This is a genomic window from Sphingopyxis sp. 550A (genome assembly GCF_053569535.1).
Map to the genome: position 1 here is coordinate 3,966,278 of NZ_CM131615.1, position 20,025 is coordinate 3,986,302.

Here is a 20,025-nt window from a genome sequence, read left to right on the forward strand (position 1 = left end):
GCCGAATCTGCGCCCGGTTACGGCCCCGAGTCAATATCGCGTCAATATTGCTCCAGTTCGACCTGCATGTGGCGATAGCCGTGGACGAAACAGGCGTTGACGCGCTCGGGCTCGGCCAGCACGTTCACGCGCAGGCGCCGCTTCTGCATTTCGGAGATCAGCGTCGTGAGCTGCAGCTCGGCGACGCGCGCGCCGACGCAACGGTGGATACCATAGCCGAAGGCGAGGTGGCGGCGAGCATTCTCACGGTCGACGATGATCCGGTCGCCGTCGGGGAAAATCTCCTCGTCGCGGTTCGCCGAAGCATACCAGAGGGCGAGCTTGTCGCGCTTCCTGATCTGGTGGCCGAACAGTTCGGTATCCTCGAGCGCGGTGCGCCGCATGTGCGCGAGAGGGGTCTGCCAGCGGATGATCTCGTGCATCGCGTTGACCGCGAGGTCGGGATCGTGGTTCGCCTCCAGCTTCGCGCGCTCTTCAGGGAAGCAGTGGAGGCCATAGGCATAGGCCGACATCGAATTGCGCGTCGTGTCGTTGCCGCCGACGATGAGCAGGATGAGATTCCCCATGAACTCATTCTCGCTCATATGCTTCATCGCGTCGGACTGGAGCATGATCGAAATGAGGTCATGGGTGCCGGGGTTCTGCGCCTTGCGATCCCACAATTGCTTGAAGGCGCCGCCCATCTCGAACGCGGTGGCGAGGCGGGCGTGGCGCTCCTCGACGGTGTTGAAGCTTTCGATGTCGCCGAGCGCGTCGGACCAGCGGGTCAGATTGTGGCGGTCCTCCCACGGGAAATCGAAGAGGATCGCGAGCATGTCGGTGGTCAGTTCGATCGACACTTTCTCGACCCAGTCGAAGGGCTTGCCGACCGGCAGCGTGTCGATCAGCGCCGCGGTGCGCGCTTGCGTGTCGGCGCGCATCCGTTCGATCTCGGACGGGCCGAAGGCAGGGGCGACGGTGCGGCGCTGCGCGGTATGCTGCGGCGGGTCCATCGCGATGAACATCGGCATCGGCACATCGCCTTCCTGCAGATGCTCGATCCCGTCGCCGGCGACGGTGATGCCGCCATATTCCCAGCTTGACGAGAATATCTTGGGCAGCGCCTCGATATGCTGGATCGGCTTGTAGGTCGTCACCGACCAATAGGGGCCGAATTTCGAATCCTCGCAATAATGGATCGGCGATTCGGCGCGGAGCTGCCGCATCGGTTCCTGCCAGCGGTCTTCGCGCCACAATTCGGCGCGGCTGACGTCGAGGGGATCGGCGATCTCGGGGTCTTGGCGAATCACGGTAGCCATGGGAGCACTCCTCTCGGGGCCGTCTCGTGCGGCCGATTCCGTTGCAGAATGCCACTATTTACAGCTTTGTCAATGCGGGGCCTCGTCGGCTTTGGAGTGAAGACGACATCCCCCATCTTCGTCATTCCGGACTTGATCCGGAATCCATTCTCTCAGCGCTGCGTGAATGGACCCCGGATTAAGTCCGGGGTGACGATGCTGCTTATGTCCGCAATCGGTTGCTAGCCGCCTTCGCCAATCCCAGATGCTCAGGCCCGCTTCCGCTTCCAGACTTTCCAGCCGCTGCCGCCGCTCAGCACGCCTGCGCGAAAGAGGCGGACCGACAGATAGACCACCAGCGCGACCCAGATCGCCTGCCAGCCGAGCGCGAGCAGGTGGATGCCGTGGCCTTCGTCGGTCGCGGCCCGCGCCGCCATTGCGAAGGGCGAGGAGAAGGGGAATATCTGCGCGAAGGTCGCGAGACGCGAACCCGGCGCGCTCGCTGCGGCGGCCGACAGGCTGAACATGCCGACCTGAAAGATGGTGATCGGCAGGCTGAGCATCTGAATCTCGCGCACCGTCCCCGCCTGCGCTCCGACGCCGAGGAACACCGCGCCCAAAAGCAGGAAGGCCATGACGAAATAGGCAAAGCCGACCCCGATGAAGAAGGGCCAGCCGCTCGCCGGGGCGACCGCGAGCGCGGCGGCGGGCTTGCCCGCGGCGGCGATGGCGGCGGGGTCCAGTTGCGTCGCTGCGACGAAGCCGCCGGCGATCGCGACGAGGAGCCAGAAGGCGATGAACAATATCGCGACGCCGAGAAAACCGAGCAGCTTGCCGAGGAACACGCTTTCGAGCGGCACCGCGGCGGCGAGAATCTCGATCACCTTGTTGCCTTTCTCCTCGGCGAGCGAACTCACCGTCTGGCCGGCGAGCAGCAGGGTGACGAGGAAGATGACGAACACCGCGCCGAATCCCAGCGATTGCTGCGCCGCGATGCTCGTCCCGCCGTGGGTTAGCGCTTCGAAATGCGGTGCGATCGGCGGCGGCGCGCCGGCGACCCGGCCGCGCACCACTTCGCCCGCGATCAGCGCGAGATAGCGGCCGGCGCTGCTTCCCGCCTCGCGCTCGACGATATGCGGCGCGGTCAGCGGGCCGCTCATCACCGCATAAGTGTCGCTGCCTTTCTCGCGCGCCACCGCGACGGGATCGAGCGCCGCGCTCGCGAGACGGACTTCGAGCGTCGCCTGTTCGCGCGGCATCGCGGCGCGCAGGCTTTTGTCGGCGGCGCGCAGCGCCTCGACATCGCCGGCGTCGGCGATGGCGACGATGCGGCCCGCGCCGCGCGCGCTGTCGGCAAGCTGCGAGGCCCCCATGCCCCCCACCAGTCCCATGCCGACCATGAACAAAGGCGCGAGCAGGAAGAGCAGGAAGGTCGGCGTCGCGACGATCGCCAGAAAGTCGCGGCGCGCGATGACGAGCAGATTGCGAAGGAAAGGAGTCATGCCGCGTCCTCCTCGATCGCGTCTTCTTCGGGGTCGCCGTCGAAACCGGCGTCGACCTGGCGGACGATGTGGACGAAGGCGTCGTGCAGCGCCGGCCGTGCGATCGACAGGCCTGCGACGCCGTGGCCGCCGGCGGTGATGCGCGCGAGCAAGGGCTCGACCGCGCTGTCCTCGATCGCGAAATGCCAGGCTTCGCCGCGGCGTTCGGCGCCGGGGGGAAGCAGCGCCGCGACCGTGTCGCTGCCGTCGCGCGGGGTATAGCGCACCTGCATCGGCAGCAGCGCGCGCGCGTCGTCGACCGTTCCCTCGAAGCGGCGGGCCGAACGCGCGATGATCGCCAGCCGGTCGCAGAGGCGCTCGGCATGGGCCATGACGTGGGTCGAAAAAAGGATCGTCGCGCCGCGCCCCTGTTCGCGCCGCACGAGCGTTTCGAGCCGCTCCTGATTGACCGGGTCGAGCCCCGAGAAAGGCTCGTCGAGGACGATCAGGTCGGGCGCATGGACGATCGAGCCGATGAGCTGAACCATCTGCGCCATGCCCTTCGACATCTTGCGGATTTTCTCGTCGATTACGCGTTCGAGCCCGAGTTCGGTCATGAAGGTCGCGGCACGCCGCCGCCCTTCGGACCAGTCGAGCCCGCGCAGCGCGCCCATGAAGGCGATCGCCTCGCGCGCCTTCATTCCCGGATAAAGCCCGCGCTCCTCGGGGAGGTAACCGATGCGGTGACGCACCGCCTGCGGCCGATGGCCGCCGAGCAGCCGGCTCGTCCCTTCGTCGGGATCGACAATGCCCAGCATCATGCGCAGGCTGGTCGTCTTGCCCGCGCCATTGGGACCGAGCACGCCGTAAATGCATCCCGCGGGAACTTGCAGCGACACATGGTCGACCGCCTTGAAGCTGTCGAAATATTTGGTGAGGCCGGTCGCCTCGACGCTGAACTCGGTCAAATGCTGGTCCCTGACATGCGGTTTCACCGGACTATGGCACGAAGGCGACGGTCGCGTATAGAGCGCCAATGGTTGCCGAAGCCTTGCCCGCGCTGGAGGAGCGATTGGAAGCCGTGGCCCGCGAGCATGGCTTTGCGGCGTTCGGCATCGCGCGCGCAGACGCCGCCCCTGAAACTGCGGCGCGGCTGAACCAGTGGCTTACTGAGGGGTGCCACGGCGACATGATCTGGATGGAAAGTCGTGCCGCGCAGCGCGGGTCGCCGCAGGGGTTGTGGCCCGAGGTCCGCTCGGTGATCGCGCTCGGCATGAGCTATGCGCCCGCGCAAGATCCGCTAGCGCTGGCGGGCGTCCCCGATCGCGGCCGGATTTCGGTCTATGCGCAGGGCGCCGACTATCATGACGTCGTCAAGCGGGCGCTGAAGGCGGTCGCGCGCTGGCTCGTCGCCGAAGCACCGGGGGCCGAGGTCAAGGTGTTCGTCGATACCGCGCCGGTGATGGAAAAGCCGCTCGCCGCCGCCGCCGGGCTCGGCTGGCAGGGCAAGCATAGCAATATGGTCAGCCGCGCGCATGGGAGCTGGCTGTTCCTGGGGGCGATCTACACGACGCTCGACCTCGTGCCGTCGGCCGGTGTGCGCGACCGCTGCGGCAGTTGCACGGCGTGCCAGGACGCCTGCCCGACGCAAGCCTTTCCCGAGCCCTACCGCGTCGATGCGCGGCGCTGCATCTCCTATCTCACCATCGAGCACGACGGACTGATCCCGGTCGAGCTGCGCCGCGCGATCGGCAATCGTATCTATGGCTGCGACGATTGCCTTGCGGTCTGCCCGTGGAATAAGTTCGCCGATACCGCCGCGCGCCACCGCGCCTTCCTGCCGCGCGCCGAACTGGCGGCGCCGTCGCTCGCCGACCTGCTCGTGCTCGACGATGCGGGCTTTCGTCAGGTGTTTGCAGGGTCGCCGATCAAGCGCATCGGCCGCAACCGCATGGTGCGCAACGCGGCGATCGCGGCGGGAAACAGCGGCGATCGGACGTTTACCCGGCGGCTGGAGGAACTTACCGGCGACGAATCGCCGATGGTCGCCGACGCGGCGGCATGGGCGCTCGCCGAATTGACGTCATGATGCCGTGTCATTGCGAGCGAAGCGAAGCTACGCTCCTCGCAATGACGGGCCCTTTTTATCGCCGCAGCGCGCTGATGCAGCTATCGACATTGGCGTCGCGCCCGTCGGGGGTGCGCGCGTCGACATAGGTGGCGATCGGCTCGGCGCCCTGCTTCGGTGCGTAATAATAGATATCGAGAATGCAGGGCGACCCGGCAAATTGCAGCTTGCGGCCCATGCCTTCCTTGACGTCGAGCCGGGGCTTGCCGAACAGCGACAGCGCGGCACTGGCGTCATGCCCGACCAGGCTGTTGTTCTGGGTGATGCGCGGCGCCGTCGGCGGCGGCGCGGGCCGCGCGGCGGGCTGGGCCGGGCGCGGGACCGCGGTCGCGGCGCAGCCGCCGAGCGTGGCCGCGAGCGCCGCGACGGCGATCAGCCTGATATGTCTCGTCATTCTTCCCCATCCCTCAGATGCAACAGGTGGACGGCCATAGCGGCGCCGACGATGGGGGCCAACAGATTGGCGACGGGCACCAGAAAGCTTGCGGCGGATAGTGCGCCGAGCGACCAGCGCGCGCCACGGCCGAGGCGCGGCCGGTCGGGGTGGCGCGCGAGGACCATCGCTTCGAGATCGCGGCCGAGCAGCGCCGCATTGAGGACGAAGGCTAGCAAAGGCGCGCCGACCGCGGTGAACAGCAACACGATATAGAAGGGCAGCGCGACCAGGTTCACCGCGACCAGCCGGCCGACCGAGGCGAGGCCGAGGCGCAGGCTCCGGGCGAAGCTGACCGGCACCGCACGCGCCGCGGCGGCGGGATAGTGACGCCCCTCGACATCGGCGACGATACCGTCGGCGAACAGCCCGATGACGAGGATCGCCACCGCACGGAACAGCAACCAGCTTGCCGCGATCAGCAGCAGCACGACGAGCACGCCCGCCATGTCCAGCGTGGCGCCGTCGAACCAATTCCAATGGTCGAGCGCCCAGCGCGCGGCGAAGAAGATCGCCCCGCCCGCGATGACGAAGATCAGCAGCGTCAGCGCGAGGCTTGCCGCCAGCACTCGCAGCACGCGCGGATGCGGCAGGTCGCGGAGCGCGAGTAGCAGGGCGTGGACGGCGCGGGCCATGCGGCAGGGATGGCGCGGCGACGGGCCGCGCGTCAAGCGTCGCGCTTGCCTTGGCGGGACGCGCCCCCTAAAGGCGCGCGCAGCTTTCCCTACAGAACAGGAATTTTCATGGCTGCCACCGCCCGTTTCGATGTCGTTGCGATTGGCAACGCGATCGTCGACGTGATTGCCCGCGCCGACGACGCGCTGATCGAGGCCGAGGGGCTGGCCAAAGGGTCGATGCGGCTGATCGACGCCGGGGAAGCGGCGCGGCTCTATGCGGCGATGGGGCCGGCGGTCGAGATGTCGGGCGGCTCGGCGGCGAACACCCTCGCCGGGATGGCGGCGCTCGGCCGGCGTTGCGCCTTCATCGGCCAGGTCGCCGACGACCAGCTCGGCCAGGTCTTCACCCACGACCTGACGTCGCTGGGCGTCGCCTTCGAGACGCCGCCGCTCGCCGAAGGCGACCCGACCGCGCGCTGCCTGATCTTCGTCACTCCCGACGGGCAGCGGACGATGAACACCTTCCTGGGCGCGTCGCAGAATCTGGGCCGCGAATCGCTCGCCCCGGCGCTGATCGCCGATGCCGACATCCTCTATCTCGAAGGCTATTTGTGGAACGCCGACGCCTCGCGCGCGGCAATGGCCGAAGCGATCGGACTTGCGCGCGCGGCGGGCCGCCGTGTCGCCTTCACCCTGTCCGACACCTTCGTCATCGCGGCGCATGGCGAGGATTTCCGCCGCATGATCGCGGCGCGCGAGATCGATATCCTGTTCGCGAACGAGGCGGAGCTGCTCGAACTCGCGCAGGAACAGGATTTCGAGACGGCGCTGGCCAGCGTCGCGGCCGGCGTGCCGCTGCTCGTCGTGACGCGCAGCGAAAAGGGCGCCGTCGCGGTGATGAACGGCGCGCGCACCGCGGTTACGGCCGAGCCGATCGATCATGTCGTCGATACCACCGGCGCCGGCGACCTGTTCGCCGCCGGTTTCCTGTCGGGACAGGCTCAGGGACGCAGCATCGCCGATTGCCTGACGATGGGTGCGGTCTGCGCGCGCGAGATCATCGCACAGGTCGGCCCGCGTGCGCAAACCGACCTCGAGGCGAAAATCGCCGAGCGGCTGAGCTGATCCTCCGCATATCATGATCCTGTTCCCCCGCGAAGGCGGGGGGTCCATCTCCGGTTGGTGCAAGATGGAACCGGCGGGAGATGGGTCCCCGCCTTCGCGGGGACACAGCCGGAGAAGTGACCATCAGGCGGCGGGTTCCGCCTCCTCCGGATGCTTTCGGAACAGCGCGCGGTCGGCGGGGCCGAAGCCGCGCGTCCAGATCAGCCAGGCGTAAATGCCGAGGATGACGGGAACGCCGATGAGCAACTCGGCCCATTCGGGAAGCTGTGTCGCTCCCCAGCCGAGCACCGCGGCGCCCGCCGTCGCCCAGACGAGCGCCCAGCGCAGGCTGTTCACCGGCGCGCCGAGGACATGCGCGAGCAGCCGCGCCTTGACCAGCGAGGCGAAACCGAGCGCGAGCATCAGCGCCAGCGCGACCGCCGCGGCATAAGTGATCGGGTCGAGCCCCATCGACCGCGCGACGAGGATCAGCGCGACGCTGAGCACTGCCTGCAGCGCGAGCGTCGCGAGGCTGATGAGCAGGTTGCGGTGGCGCGCGACATAGACGAGCGCCGCTTCGCTGACGACCGCGGTAGCCGCGACCACTTCGGCCGCGAGCAGGAAGGCGAGCGCCCCCGCGCCGCCGACGAACTGCGGCCCGACGAGCCCCATCACCGCTTCGCCCGGAATGCCGAGCGCGAGCGCGATCCCCGCCTGCGCGGCGATGATCCAGAAGCCGACCTGGCTGACCTGTGCCGCCACCGCCGCGAATTTATGCTCGGCGAGGTTGCGCGTGATCACCGGGCCGAGGATCGGTTCGAAACTGGTCTTGAGCTTTTGCGGCAGCGACGCGACCTGCTGTGCCATATAATAGATGCCGTAGATCGTCGGCGAAGTGAACTGGCCGAGGATGAACAGGTCGAGACGGCGCGTCCCCCATTCGATCGCGTCGGCGGCGGCGAGCGGCGCGTTGCGGCGCGCGACCATGATCAGGTGCGACGGCTGCGGCCGCCAGACGCCGGGACCGCCATAGTGGCGGATCATCGGGATCAGCGCAGTCAGAAAGGCACCGACCATCGCCGCCGCATAGGAGAGCATCAGCCCGTCGCGCGGCGATACGAACCAGAAACCGGCGGCAGCGATGCTGATCACCCACGGCTCGACGATGGCCCGCGCGCGCACCGTCGCGCCGATGTCGAAACGATAGGCGCAGGCGGCGAGCGCGACGTCGGTGCCCGCGATCGCGAAGACGAGCAGCGCCATCCAGCGATCGGTGCTGTCGATGTCCCCCGCCGGAAACATGATGTTCGGCAGCAACAGAAGGATTGCTGATCCGATCGCCGAGGCGAGGAAGGCGACGAACATGCCGTCCCACACGACGTGGCGATGATCGGCCCCCTCGGCGCTCAATTGCTCGGCAAGACCGCGCTTGAGGCCGAGCGTCGCAAGCTGCGCGACGAGCTCGATGACGAGCACCGCAAAGGCGAAGCGCCCGACCGCTTCGGGTCCGTACCAGCGCCCCGCGAAATAGAGAAAGGGCAGGCGCGCGACGAGGCGCATGATGAAGCCGAGGAAATTGGTGCGCCCGCCCTTGGCGAGCGCGGCGGTGTCGGCGTCGGCCTGCGCCAATCCAGGCTCGGTCGATGCGGGGCTGCGCGCGGCTGCGCTGTCCGTCTGGCTCAAGCCTCGCGCCCCTTCTGCTGTTCCCCGCCCATCAGTCTAGCGCGCGGGGGGGAGGCAGGCAATTGCGATAGGCGGGTCATCGCCCCTCGGATCGGAGCGGGCGGCTGAGCAGAGCCTGAATGGCTTCGCCAGCGCGAATCTCGCCGGCGACGAGCCGCGCGACCGCGTCGGTGATCGGCATCTCGATCCCGTCAGCGCGCGCCGCGGCGGCGATCACCGGCGCGCTGAACGCGCCTTCGGCGACGGTACGGCGGTCGGTCATCAGCGCCGACGCCTCGGCGCCGCGCCCCAGCCCCTGACCCAGCGCGAAATTGCGCGAGTTGGACGAGGTGCAGGTCAGCACGAGGTCGCCGAGCCCCGCGAGCCCGGCGAGTGTTTCCGCCTCGGCGCCGCGTGCCAGCCCGAAGCGTGTCATTTCGGCGAATCCGCGGCTGATCAGCGCTGCGCGCGCGTTGAGCCCCAGTCCGGCACCGTCGACGATGCCGCAGGCGATCGCGAGAATATTCTTGACCGCGCCGCCGATCTCGGCGCCGATCATGTCGGTCGACACATAGGGGCGGAAATGCGGGCGGGCGAGTGCTCGCGCAAGCGCTTCGGCGGTCGCGGCGTCGGTGGCCGCCAGCGTGATCGCGGTGGGCAGGCCGGCCGCGACTTCGTGCGCGAAGGTCGGACCCGACAGCACCGCCAGCGGTCGGCCGGGACAGATATCGCGCGCGATGTCGATCGGGAAAGCGAAGCTCCCCGCCTCCATGCCCTTGCTGCAAAAGATCAGCGGCGCATCGCCGGCGGGCAGGTCGGCCAGCACCGCGCGCAGAAAGGGCACCGGGACGACGACGAGCAGCGCGTCGCATGCCGCAAGATCCGCGAGCGCGCCGGTCGCGGCGAGCGAAGGCGACAGCTTGGCGTCGGGCAGGAAAAGCGGGTTACGATGTTCGGCATTGATCGCCGCGACCACCTCTTCCTCGCGCGCCCAGAGGCGCACCGGCGCGCCCTCGGCGGCCAGCAGTTGCGCGAGCGCGGTGCCCCAGGCGCCGCCGCCGACCACCCCGAAACGATGATATGACGTCATGCTTTCACTCCGGCGCCGCGCACCGCCTCGGCTTCAGGGTCGAGCGGCCAGCGCGGCCGTGCGGCGGTGTCGAGCGGGTCGGTCAGCCCCGCGGCGAAGCGCTCGGCGCCCGCCCAGGCGATCATCGCGCCATTGTCGGTGCAGAGCCACAGCGGCGGTGCGACGAAGGGTTTGTCGAAGCGCGCGGCGAGATCGGTCAGCGCGGCGCGAATCGCGCCGTTCGCGGCCACCCCGCCCGCGACGACGAAAGCCGTCGCGCCCGGGCATGCGGCGAGCGCGATGCGGCTGCGATCGACGAGACAATCGACCACCGCCTGCTGGAAGGAGGCGGCGAGGTCGGCGGTGCCATGCTCGCCCGAAGCGGCGGCGCGCGCGACGGCGCTCTTGAGTCCGGCGAAGGAGAAATGCGGCTCGGCGCTGCCGACGAGTGGGCGCGGGAGCGGCATCGCGCGCGGATCGCCATCCCTTGCGACGCGCTCGACCGCCGGGCCGCCGGGATAGCCGAGCCCGAGCAGCTTCGCGGTCTTGTCGAAGGCTTCGCCCGCGGCATCGTCGATGGTCGTCGCAAGGCGGCGATAGGCGCCGACGCCTTCGACGCGCAGCAATTGGCAATGACCGCCCGAGACGAGCAGCAGCAGATAGGGAAATTGCAGATCGGGATCGGCGAGCCGCGGGCTCAGCGCATGGCCTTCGAGATGATTGACCGCGATCAGCGGCTTGCCCGCGGCATGCGCGAGCGCCTTGCCGGTGACGAGCCCGACCATCACCCCGCCGATCAGTCCCGGCCCCGCGGTCGCGGCGACCGCGTCGACGTCGGCGAGCGACACGCCCGCATCGGCGAGCACGCCCTCAACGAGCGGCGCGAGCCGGTCGACATGCGCGCGCGCGGCGATTTCGGGGACGACGCCGCCATAGGGCTGGTGCTCGGCCTCCTGCCCCGCGACGCGGTGCGCGAGGATGCGCCGTTCGCTATCGACAAGCGCCGCCGCGGTTTCGTCGCAGCTTGATTCGAGGCCGAGGATGAGGGGCATATATAGTGCGCCCATACCCGCGCGAAGGGGCGGGGGGCAAGCGGCGGTGTCGGGGGAGATTCGCGCAGAGCGCGCAAAGAAGGAAGAAAGTGCACGCAGAGACACGGAGAAGGTCGTCGATCGATTGGAATATTATGATCGTCATTGCGAGGAGCGTAGCGACGAAGCAATCCAGAGCCCGCGTAAACTGCTCTGGATTGCTTCGCTTCGCTCGCAATGACATTCCTGATAAGTCGGTCGACGATCTTCTCCGCGTCTCCGCGTGAACAAAATCTCTGCGCGCTCTGCGGCCTCTGCGCGAATCCCTTTATCTTCCCTTTGCCCCCACAAAGCCTTAGCAGGCGCGCATGGCCTCGATCCCGCTTCCCACGCCCGTGAACCCGCTCCGCATCGGCACTCGCGCCTCGCCGCTGGCGATGGCACAGGCGCATCTGGCGGCGGCCGCGCTGGCAAAAGCGCATGATCTGGCGCCCGAAGCGCTCGAAATCGTGCCGATGACCGCCACCGGCGATCGCATTCAGGACCGCGCACTGGCCGAGCTCGGCGGCAAGGCGCTGTGGACGCGCGAACTCGACGCGGCGCTCGATGCCGGGGCGATCGATATTGCGGTGCATAGCCTGAAGGATGTCGAGACGCTGCGCGATCCGCGCTTTGCATTGGGGGCGATGCTCGAACGCGCCGACCCGCGCGACCGGCTGGTGCTGCGCGAGGGGGTGGAGGCGGCGACGATTGCCGATCTGCCGCACGGTGCGCGGCTGGGGACGAGCAGCCCGCGCCGCGCGGCGCAGGTGATGCGGATCCGCCCCGATCTCGTTCCGGTGCTGCTGCGCGGCAATGTCCAGACGCGGCTTGCCAAGCTCGCCGCCGGCGACGCCGATGCCACCCTGCTTGCCGCGGCCGGGCTCGAACGGCTCGCGATGCACGATATCGGGCGGGCGCAACCGATCGGCCTGCTGCTTCCGGCGGCGTCGCAGGGCGCGATCGGGATCGAGGCGCGCGCCGACGATGCAGCGACGCTGGCGCTGCTGGCGGCGGTCGATCATGGCCCGACGCACCGCGCGGTGATGGCCGAACGCGCCTTGCTCGCGGCACTCGGCGGCGATTGCCGTTCGCCCGTCGCGGCGCACGCGCACTGGCAGGATGACGGCAGTCTGCGGCTCGATGCCGAAATCTATTCGGAGGATGGCGCGGAGCATGTCGCGGGCCATGCGATCGTGACCGGCGAAGGCGACGCCGAGGCGCTTGCGCACCGACTGCTCGGGGACGCGCCCGACGCGGTGCGGCGCCTGTTCACGGCATGATCGGCGATCTGCCGCTCGTCGTCACCCGTGCCGATCCCGGCGGCGCGGCGACCGTCGCGCGGGCGCGAGCTGCTGGTCTCGATGCGCGGCATATGCCGTTGTTCGCGGCGCGCGCGCTGGCCTGGTCGCCGCCAGATCCGGCCGGGTTCGATGCGCTGCTGCTGACCAGCGCGCAGGCGGTGCGGCTCGGCGGGCCGGGTTTGGCCGCGCTGGCGGTGCTGCCGGTCTGGGCGGTGGGCGAGGCGACGGCGGCGGTCGCGCGCGCCGCGGGGCTGACCGTCGCCGTCACCGGGCCCGGCGACGGGCAGGGGCTCGTCGACGCCATGGCGCCACGGGGGGCCGCGCGGCTGCTCTGGCTGTGCGGGCGCGACCGCTCGACCTTCGATGCTGCGGGAATCGCGATCGCCCCGCTTCCGGTCTATGCGGTCGATCCGACCTCGCCGCCGCCCGGCTGGGACGCGCTCGTCGCCGCGCCGGCGGTGCTGATGGCACATTCCGCGCGCGGCGCGGCGCGGATTGCCGAACTGATCGGAAGCGAGCGTAAGCATTTGACCTTGCTGGCGATCAGCGCCTCCGCCGCTTCCGCCGCGGGTGCGGGATGGGCCGAAAAGGTGGCTGCCGCCCGCTCCGATGACGCGGCGATGTTGGCAGAAGCGTCTGCTTTGTGCCACAAGGGGCGCTGACAGGGTCGTTCGAAAGAGACACATGACAATCGACAGCATCGAACGGGCTCCGCTGGCCGACAGCGAAGCCCCGGTGAAAAGGCTTTCGGTGCGCGCGCTCTTCATCGCTGCGGTCGTCCTGCTGATCGTCGGCGTTGTCGGGGGCGGCTGGGCGATGAGCCGCTGGCTCGCCAGCGACGCGCCGCCGGTGACCCGCGCGGTCGATACGCCGGCGCCCGGTGGCGTGCTCAAGGTCATAACCGGCGGCACGGCCAACCCGCCGGTCGTGCCGCCGGTGGTCGTCGCGCCGATCGACGGTGCCGACGCGCTCGCCGCGCGCGTCGCCGAACTCGAACAGCGCCTGTCGCGCATCACCCTCCAGGCCGAATCGGCCTCGGGCAACGCCTCGCGCGCCGAGGGGCTGCTCGTCGCCTTCGCGGTGCGCCGTGCGCTCGATCGCGGCCTGTCGCTCGGCTATCTTGAGGCGCAGCTTCGCCTGCGCTTCGGCGACGATCAACCCAATGCGGTGAAGACGATCATCGAGACGTCGCGTGAGCCGGTGACGCTCGAGCAGCTTCGCGCCGACCTCGACGCGATCGCCCCCGAACTCGTCGGGCGCAGCGGTGACAAGGGCAGCCTGTGGACCGGCATCAAGCGGGAAATCGGTGAATTGTTCGTGGTGCGGCCCGCGGGAACGCAGTCGCCCCGCGCCACCGAGCGACTCGATCGCGCCCGCCGCTATCTGACCAGCGGGATGGCCGACAAGGCGATCGTCGAGGTCGAGGCGATGCCCGGCGCGGCGGCGGCGGGCGAGTGGCTGATCGATGCGCGCCGGTACAACGAGGCGCGGCGCGCGCTTGACCTGATCGAGACCGCAGCGATATTGGAGCCGCGCGACGGCCCCGCCGTCGCCGCGGCCCGCACGGCGGCCACGACCACCCCGTAACGCGTCTCCCGACGGGGCCGCGTCCAACAGAAAGCGCGACCCATGGCCCTCGCCGATCCGCAGCGCATCGAAACGCTCGATCCGTTCGACCCCCTTCAGCTCGCCGACCAGCTCAGCGAAGAGGAGCGGATGATCCAGGGCGCCGCGCGTGCCTATGCCGAGGGCGAGCTGCTGCCGCGTGTCACCTCGGCCTTTCTCGAAGAGCGCTTCGACCGCGAGATCATGCGCGAAATGGGCCAGCTCGGGCTGCTCGGCGCGACGATCGATCCCGAATATGGCGGCGCGGGTCTGAATTACGTCAGCTACGGCCTGATCGCGCGCGAGGTCGAGCGGATCGATTCGGGCTATCGCTCGGCCTGCTCGGTGCAGAGCTCGCTCGTGATCCATCCAATCAACGCCTATGGCAGCGAGGAGCAGAAGCGCAAATATCTGCCCGGCCTTACCTCGGGCGAGCTCGTTGGCTGCTTCGGCCTCACCGAGCCCGACGCGGGCAGCGACCCCGGCGGGATGCGCACCCGCGCCGAGAAGGTCGAAGGCGGCTATCGCCTCAAGGGCGCGAAGATGTGGATCACCAACGCGCCGATCGCCGACGTCTTCGTCGTCTGGGCGAAATCCGACGCGCACGACGGCGCGATCCGCGGCTTTGTGCTCGAAAAGGGCATGAAGGGCCTGTCGGCGCCGAAGATCGAGGGCAAGGTCAGTCTCCGCGCCTCGATCACCGGCGAAATCGTCATGGATGGGGTCGAGGTCGGCGAGGATGCGTTGCTGCCGCACGTTTCGGGACTCAAGGGACCGTTCGGCTGCCTCAACCGCGCGCGCTACGGCATCGGCTGGGGCGCTATGGGCGCGGCCGAATTCTGCTACGAGGCGGCGCGCAATTATACGCTCGAACGCAAGCAGTTCGGGCGCCCGCTCGCGGCGAACCAGATCGTGCAGTTGAAGCTCGCGAACATGCTGACCGAGATTTCGATGGGGTTGCAGACGGCGCTGCGCGTCGGGCGGCTGATCGACGACGGCCGGCTGATTCCCGATGCGATCAGCCTGCTCAAGCGCAACAATTGCGGCAAGGCGCTCGATATCGCGCGCGTTGCGCGCGATATGCACGGCGGCAACGGCATTTCGGCCGACTATCACGTCATCCGGCACGCGGTGAATCTGGAGACGGTGAACACCTATGAGGGCACGCACGACGTCCACGCGCTGATCCTCGGCCGCGCGATCACCGGGATCAGCGCTTTTGCCTAAACCGTTGGAGGGCATCCGTGTCGTCGAACTCGCGCGTGTTCTCGCCGGGCCGTGGAGCGGGCAGTTGCTTGCCGATCTCGGCGCCGAGGTGATCAAGGTCGAGCGGCCGGGCGGCGGTGACGACACGCGCGAATGGGGGCCGCCGTTCGTGACGGACGCCGACGGCGCCAATCTCGGCGCGGCCTATTATCATAGCTGCAACCGCGGCAAGCGCAGCATCGCGATCGACATCGCAAGCGCCGCGGGGCAGGCCGAGGTGCGCGCGCTGCTGGCCGATGCCGATGTCGTGATCGAGAATTACAAGGTCGGCGGGCTCGTCAAATATGGGCTCGACCCGGCGCGGCTGCGCGCCGATTTTCCGCGGCTGATCGTCTGCTCGATCACCGGCTTCGGCCAGACCGGCCCCTATGCGCACCGGGCGGGTTACGACTATATCGTTCAGGCGATGAGCGGTTTCATGTCATTGACCGGCGAGCCCGACGGCGCGCCGCAAAAAGCCGGCATCGCCTATGCCGACATCTTCACCGGCATGTATGCGACCGTCGCGATCCTCGCGGCGCTGCGGCGCCGTGACGTCACCGAGGCGGGCGCGCATGTCGACATGGCGCTGCTCGATTCACAGGTCGCGGTGCTCGCGAACCAGGCCGCCAATTATCTTGCGAGCGGGGTGGTGCCGAAACGGATGGGCAATGCGCATGTCAATGTCGTGCCCTATCAGGTCTTCGCCACCGCCGACGGCCAGCTCGTGATCGCGGTCGGCAACGACGGCCAGTATCGCAAGCTCTGCGCGATTCTGGGGGTGCCCGAATGGGGCAGCGATCCGCGCTTCGCGACCAATGCCGCGCGGCTCGCGAACCGCGCCGAACTGATCCCGCTGCTCGCGGCAAAGATCGCGGCATGGGACGCGCAGCCCCTGTCGCTCGCGCTCGAGGCCGAGGGGGTGCCCGCCGGACCGATCAACGATCTCGCCGGCGTCTTCGCGGACCCGCAGGTGATCGCGCGCGGAATGCGCTTTCGCCCCGAAGGCGCGTCGATCGACGGCGTCGCCAGCCCGATCGTCATCGACGGCGAACGCATGGTCGCCGCAACGGGCGCGCCGCCGCTGCCGGCATAAAAAAGGGGCGCCGCTGCGGACGCCCCTTTCCCCCCTTTTTTCAAAGGACCGGCGGATCAGAATTTGACCCCGGCGCGCACGGTGAAGGTGCGCGGCGCGCCGTAATAGGCGGTCCGGATGCTCCCGATGCTCGAAAATTCCTGTCCGTCGGTCTTGTAGTTCTTGTCCGACAGATTCTGGCCATAAAGGCCGAGGCTGAATTTGCGATCGCTGTCTTCCCAGACGATCCGGGCGTCGTGCAGCCAATAGCCCTTTTGGAACAGGCCGGCGATTTCGGTGGTCGTGCCGATGAGCGTGTTGTCGACCGCGAGTGCGGTGGTCGAGCGGTAGCGCGTTTGGCCGCCGATCGTCAGGAAACCCGAGCCGCCGAGATCGGCCTCATATTGCGCGCCGAAGCGCATCGTCCATTTCGGCGCGAAGGCGGGACGCTGGAGCGCGCGGCTGCCGTTCGGGAAGCGTGCGTCGTTGAATTCCTTATATTCGGCGTCGAGATAGCCGATCTGCGTATCGAGCAGCAGGCCGGTGACCGGGGTCAGGGCGAGTTCGAGTTCGGCGCCGCGGATCTGCAGCTTGCCGGCGTTGAGGACGCTGAGCACGGGCAGCGGCAATCCGGTATCCGGATCGGTATCAACCCCCGACACGCGGGCCTGGAAGTCCTTGTAGTCGTTATGGAAGACGGCGATGCTGAAGCGCGCAATATTGTTCACCCGACCCTTGAATCCGGCTTCGTACGACCAGACTTTCTCGGGCGCGTAAGCGGTCGATTCGGCGACGCTGTTCGCGCGGCCGTTGAAGCCGCCCGATTTGAAGCCTTTAGCCGCGCGGGCGTAGAACATCAGATTGTCGCTGAAGCGATAGTCGATCGATGCCATCGGCGACCAGTCGTCCCAGCTCTGCTTGCGTGCAAAGATATAAGGAGCGACGCTGCTGAACAGCGGATTGTCGGAAAAGGTCGAGGTGGTGCGCCAGTAATCCTTCTTTTCGTCGGTATAGCGAAGCCCGCCCGAGATGCGCAGTGCATCGGTCACCGCGAAGCTGACATTGGCATAGGCGGCATAGCTTTTGGTCGTCAGCGTGTCGTCGATCGTCCGCAGGAAGGTCGGATTGCCGAACAGCGGACCGATCAGATCGTCGGCATAAGCCTCCTGATGCGAGGTGATGTCTTCCTTGAGATAATAGAGGCCGCCCACCGCCTGCACCCGGTCGCCGGTATAGGTGAGCTGCAATTCCTGACTGAACTGCTTTTGATGGACACCGACGAAGACGTCGCCCATCTCGAGTTCGGTCGCATCGATATCGACATAGTCGTCCGTCGTCAGGCGGCGATAGGCGGTGATCGATTTCAGCGCCAGATTGTCGGCGATGTCCCAGGTCGCTGCGGCGTTGGTGCCCCAGTGGCGCAGCTTCGTCGAGTTGGGCAGGCCGGGCGTCGTGCGTCCCGTGAAATCATAAGCCTTGGGATCGGGGTTCGCGGGCAGCGCCAGCGCGGTGCCGCCGAACAGATAGGTCAGCGAGTTGAGCGGCTGGCCGACGGTCATTGCGGCATCGTCGCGCGAATAGTCGATCGAGACATCGAGGCGGAAATCGGCGCTGGGCGTGAAGGCGATCGCGCCGCGCGCGGCGATCGTGTTCTTGTCGTTATAGTCGCGATCAAGCACCCGGTCCTCGACATAGCCGTCGCGGCGTGCGTGCATCACCGCGAAGCCGGCGGCGAGCGTATCCGACACCGGGCCCGAGGCCGAGGCTTTCACCTCGAACTGGTCATAGGAGCCATAGGCCATCGAAACGCCGCCGCGGAAGGTCTGGTCGGGCTTGCGCGTCACGACCTTCAGCGCGCCGCCGATAGTATTCTTGCCATAGAGCGTGCCCTGCGGCCCACGGAGCACTTCGACACGTTCGAGATCGAGCAGGTCGAGCTGGGTGCCGCGGATGCGGCTGTAATAGACATCGTCGACATATACTCCGACAGCCGGGTCGAAAGTCTGCAGGGCGTCGGGCTGGCCGATGCCGCGGATATAGATATTCGTCGCATTCGACGAACCGCGCCCCTGCACGATATTCAAATTGGGGACTGCGCCTTGCAGTCCCGTGGTGTCGCTTGCCTGAATGCGTTCGAGCGCGCGTTCGGAAAAGGCCGAAACCGATACCGGAACCGTCTCCAGCCGTTCCTCGGTGCGTCGTGCGGTCACGACAATATCCTCGCCGCCGGCGCTCGCGCCTTCTTCCTGCGCGAAGGCCGGCGGCGCGATGACGAGCAGGCCGAGTGCGCTGGTCGCGAGGGCGGTGTTGCGGAATCGGTGAGCGAACGGACGCATGATCATCTCCCAGGTCACGGGGCGAACGATCGCCCGCTTTTGAATTCTTGGGCCTGGTCTTGCCAAGCCGCGCAAGGGTCTATAATGAAACATGAACCAAGTTTCAACTTGGAATATGCATCGGTCGCTTTTTGCTTGCCAGTGGTGCCGAAATGCCACGATGCAGAAAGCGTAGCGGGGAGACGGGAAGGCGCATGGATCAGCCGCAGTCAGTGCCGGAGGCCGCCGAGGGCGAAAGCCGCGACAAGACGCCGCGCACCGAGCGCGGGCGCCGCACCTTGCGCAAGCTGCTCGACGCGGCGGCGGTCGAATTCGGCGAGCGCGGTTTCCACGATGCGTCGATCAGCGGCATCACCCGCCGTGCCGGCACCGCGCTCGGCAGCTTCTACACCTATTTCGATTCCAAGGAGGAAATCTTCCAGGCGCTCGTCCGCCACATGAGCGAGCTGCTCCGCGATCATGTGACGCCCGAGGTGCAGGCGGCCCCCGACGAGATCAGCGCCGAACGCATCGGCCTCTTGTCCTTCCTCGGCTTCGTGCGCGAGCATAAGGAAATCTACCGCATCATCGATGAGGCCGAATTCGTCGACTATGCCAGCTATCGCCGCCACTATGAAACGACGGTCGAGCGCATGCGCCAGCGGCTCGAGGCGGGCGCCGCGCGCGGCGAGATCCGCGCGGACGCGAGCGAGGTCCACGCCTGGGCGATCGCCGGGATGAACGTCTTCCTCGGTATGCGCTACGGCCTGTGGGACGAGAGCGCTGATATCGGCGAGGTCGCGCGGATCGCGAACGACATGCTCGCGAACGGGTTGAAGAAGAAGGATTAGCTGGTCGCTGCCTTCGTGGTTGCGATGGCCGCAAACGACCGCGTTGAGGTGGGAAGCGGAGTTTTTTTCTTTCGCCATCCCGGACTTGATCCGGGATCCATTCCCTCAGCGCTGCGTGAATGGACCCCGGATCAAGTCCGGGGTGACGAGGAAAGATTAGGTCGGCTTTCAGTCGAAAGCGCCACGGGGGTAATGCGGATCAGCCCCGCGAAATCAAAAAGATCGCGTGTTCGGCGCGCCAGCTTGCAGCGGCGTCGCTCGTCGGGCGGTCGCCCGACAGATACCAGGCCTGTTCGACCCGGATCCCCTTGTCGCAAACGAGGTCGCGAAAATCGCTGACCGTCACATGGTGGATGTTCGGCGTTTCGTACCAGGCCACTGGAAGCAGCCGCGTCACCGGCATCCGCCCGTTCCACAGGAGCGCGAGCCGCACCCGCCAGTGCGCGAAATTGGGGAAGCTGACGAAGGCGCGCGGCGCGATGCGGAGCAGTTCGTCGACGATGCGGTCGGGACGCTCGGTCGTCTGGAGCGTTTGCGACAGTATCGCATAGTCGAAACCGCCCGCGGGATAGTCGGCGAGGTCGCGGTTCGCGTCGCCCTGCACCACCGACTGGCCGCGCGCGATCGCGGCGGTGACGTTGGCGGGGTCGATCTCCAGCCCGCGCGCATCGACGCCCGCGTCGCGCAGCGCCGCGATCAGCGTGCCGTCGCCGCAGCCGACGTCGAGGACGCGCGCGCCCGCCGGCACCGCATCGGCGATGATCGCAAGGTCGGGGCGCAGCGTCACGG

At 67.8% G+C, this 20,025-nt stretch carries 18 protein-coding genes; 8 read left to right on the plus strand and 10 right to left on the minus strand.

Going from position 1 to position 20,025, the window contains the following annotated elements; translation table 11 throughout:
• Nucleotides 1–41: 41 nt before the first annotated feature.
• The 3 genes from ACVENA_RS19245 to ACVENA_RS19255 all read right to left on the minus strand — a co-directional run bounded on the left by ACVENA_RS19245 (nt 42) and on the right by ACVENA_RS19255 (nt 3,726).
• Complete coding sequence (locus ACVENA_RS19245) at nt 42–1,298, minus strand: cytochrome P450 (RefSeq protein WP_449326679.1); 1,257 nt, start codon at nt 1,296–1,298, stop codon at nt 42–44.
• A gap of 248 nt (nt 1,299–1,546) precedes the next feature.
• Complete coding sequence (locus tag ACVENA_RS19250) at nt 1,547–2,779, minus strand: ABC transporter permease (protein WP_449326680.1); 1,233 nt, start codon at nt 2,777–2,779, stop codon at nt 1,547–1,549.
• Nucleotides 2,776–3,726: an ABC transporter ATP-binding protein gene (locus ACVENA_RS19255; protein WP_449326681.1), complete on the minus strand. Its 951-nt coding sequence runs from the start codon at nt 3,724–3,726 to the stop codon at nt 2,776–2,778. Before ACVENA_RS19255 ends, ACVENA_RS19250 begins: the two co-directional genes overlap by 4 nt.
• 68 nt (nt 3,727–3,794) lie before the next feature.
• Between ACVENA_RS19255 and queG the strand changes: the two genes are divergently transcribed.
• A complete protein-coding gene (gene queG / locus ACVENA_RS19260) occupies nt 3,795–4,847 on the plus strand; it encodes a tRNA epoxyqueuosine(34) reductase QueG (RefSeq protein WP_449326682.1) in 1,053 nt (350 codons plus the stop codon).
• 55 nt (nt 4,848–4,902) lie between these two features.
• On the opposite strand, the gene ACVENA_RS19265 is transcribed toward queG, so the two are convergent.
• Entirely contained in the window at nt 4,903–5,280 is a 378-nt protein-coding gene (locus ACVENA_RS19265) for a hypothetical protein (protein WP_449326683.1), read from the minus strand.
• A complete protein-coding gene (locus tag ACVENA_RS19270; protein ID WP_449326684.1) occupies nt 5,277–5,954 on the minus strand; it encodes an EI24 domain-containing protein in 678 nt (225 codons plus the stop codon). The genes ACVENA_RS19265 and ACVENA_RS19270 overlap by 4 nt, the downstream gene beginning before the upstream one ends.
• A 108-nt stretch (nt 5,955–6,062) precedes the next feature.
• Here ACVENA_RS19270 and ACVENA_RS19275 point away from each other — a divergent pair, with 108 nt between their 5' ends.
• A complete protein-coding gene (locus ACVENA_RS19275) occupies nt 6,063–7,061 on the plus strand; it encodes an adenosine kinase (RefSeq protein WP_449326685.1) in 999 nt (332 codons plus the stop codon).
• Between the two features lie 123 nt (nt 7,062–7,184).
• Here ACVENA_RS19275 and ACVENA_RS19280 read toward each other — a convergent pair whose 3' ends face one another.
• From ACVENA_RS19280 to tsaD, 3 genes are all read right to left on the minus strand, one after another.
• Nucleotides 7,185–8,723 carry a lipopolysaccharide biosynthesis protein gene (locus tag ACVENA_RS19280; protein ID WP_449326686.1) on the minus strand — a complete coding sequence of 513 codons (1,539 nt, stop codon included), beginning with the start codon at nt 8,721–8,723 and terminating at the stop codon, nt 7,185–7,187.
• A 76-nt stretch (nt 8,724–8,799) separates the two neighbouring features.
• Nucleotides 8,800–9,792, minus strand: a complete 993-nt coding sequence (locus ACVENA_RS19285; RefSeq protein WP_449326687.1) for an NAD(P)H-dependent glycerol-3-phosphate dehydrogenase — start codon at nt 9,790–9,792, stop codon at nt 8,800–8,802.
• Complete coding sequence (gene tsaD / locus ACVENA_RS19290) at nt 9,789–10,823, minus strand: tRNA (adenosine(37)-N6)-threonylcarbamoyltransferase complex transferase subunit TsaD (RefSeq protein WP_449326688.1); 1,035 nt, start codon at nt 10,821–10,823, stop codon at nt 9,789–9,791. Before tsaD ends, ACVENA_RS19285 begins: the two co-directional genes overlap by 4 nt.
• Nucleotides 10,824–11,170: 347 nt before the next feature.
• Here tsaD and hemC point away from each other — a divergent pair, with 347 nt between their 5' ends.
• Genes hemC through ACVENA_RS19315 form a run of 5 tightly spaced genes read left to right on the plus strand, consistent with a single transcriptional unit; the run spans nt 11,171 to nt 16,091 of the window.
• Entirely contained in the window at nt 11,171–12,124 is a 954-nt protein-coding gene (gene hemC / locus ACVENA_RS19295) for a hydroxymethylbilane synthase (RefSeq protein ID WP_449326689.1), read from the plus strand.
• Complete coding sequence (locus tag ACVENA_RS19300; RefSeq protein WP_449326690.1) at nt 12,121–12,807, plus strand: uroporphyrinogen-III synthase; 687 nt, start codon at nt 12,121–12,123, stop codon at nt 12,805–12,807. The genes hemC and ACVENA_RS19300 overlap by 4 nt, the downstream gene beginning before the upstream one ends.
• Before the next feature lie 22 nt (nt 12,808–12,829).
• A complete protein-coding gene (locus ACVENA_RS19305; protein ID WP_449326691.1) occupies nt 12,830–13,732 on the plus strand; it encodes a hypothetical protein in 903 nt (300 codons plus the stop codon).
• Between the two features lie 42 nt (nt 13,733–13,774).
• Complete coding sequence (locus tag ACVENA_RS19310; RefSeq protein WP_449326692.1) at nt 13,775–14,977, plus strand: acyl-CoA dehydrogenase; 1,203 nt, start codon at nt 13,775–13,777, stop codon at nt 14,975–14,977.
• Nucleotides 14,970–16,091, plus strand: a complete 1,122-nt coding sequence (locus ACVENA_RS19315; RefSeq protein WP_449326693.1) for a CaiB/BaiF CoA transferase family protein — start codon at nt 14,970–14,972, stop codon at nt 16,089–16,091. Before ACVENA_RS19310 ends, ACVENA_RS19315 begins: the two co-directional genes overlap by 8 nt.
• A 56-nt stretch (nt 16,092–16,147) precedes the next feature.
• Here ACVENA_RS19315 and ACVENA_RS19320 read toward each other — a convergent pair whose 3' ends face one another.
• Nucleotides 16,148–18,406 carry a TonB-dependent receptor gene (locus tag ACVENA_RS19320; protein WP_449326694.1) on the minus strand — a complete coding sequence of 753 codons (2,259 nt, stop codon included), beginning with the start codon at nt 18,404–18,406 and terminating at the stop codon, nt 16,148–16,150.
• 194 nt (nt 18,407–18,600) lie between these two features.
• Between ACVENA_RS19320 and ACVENA_RS19325 the strand changes: the two genes are divergently transcribed.
• The gene (locus tag ACVENA_RS19325; protein ID WP_449326695.1) at nt 18,601–19,236 is read left to right on the plus strand and encodes a TetR/AcrR family transcriptional regulator; all 636 of its coding nucleotides are present in this window, start codon (nt 18,601–18,603) and stop codon (nt 19,234–19,236) included.
• 199 nt (nt 19,237–19,435) lie between these two features.
• Here the strand turns inward: ACVENA_RS19325 and metW are convergent, their stop codons facing one another.
• Nucleotides 19,436–20,023 (minus strand): methionine biosynthesis protein MetW, encoded by a 588-nt coding sequence (gene metW, locus ACVENA_RS19330; RefSeq protein ID WP_449326696.1) that lies wholly within the window; start codon nt 20,021–20,023, stop codon nt 19,436–19,438.
• Nucleotides 20,024–20,025: the final 2 nt, after the last annotated feature.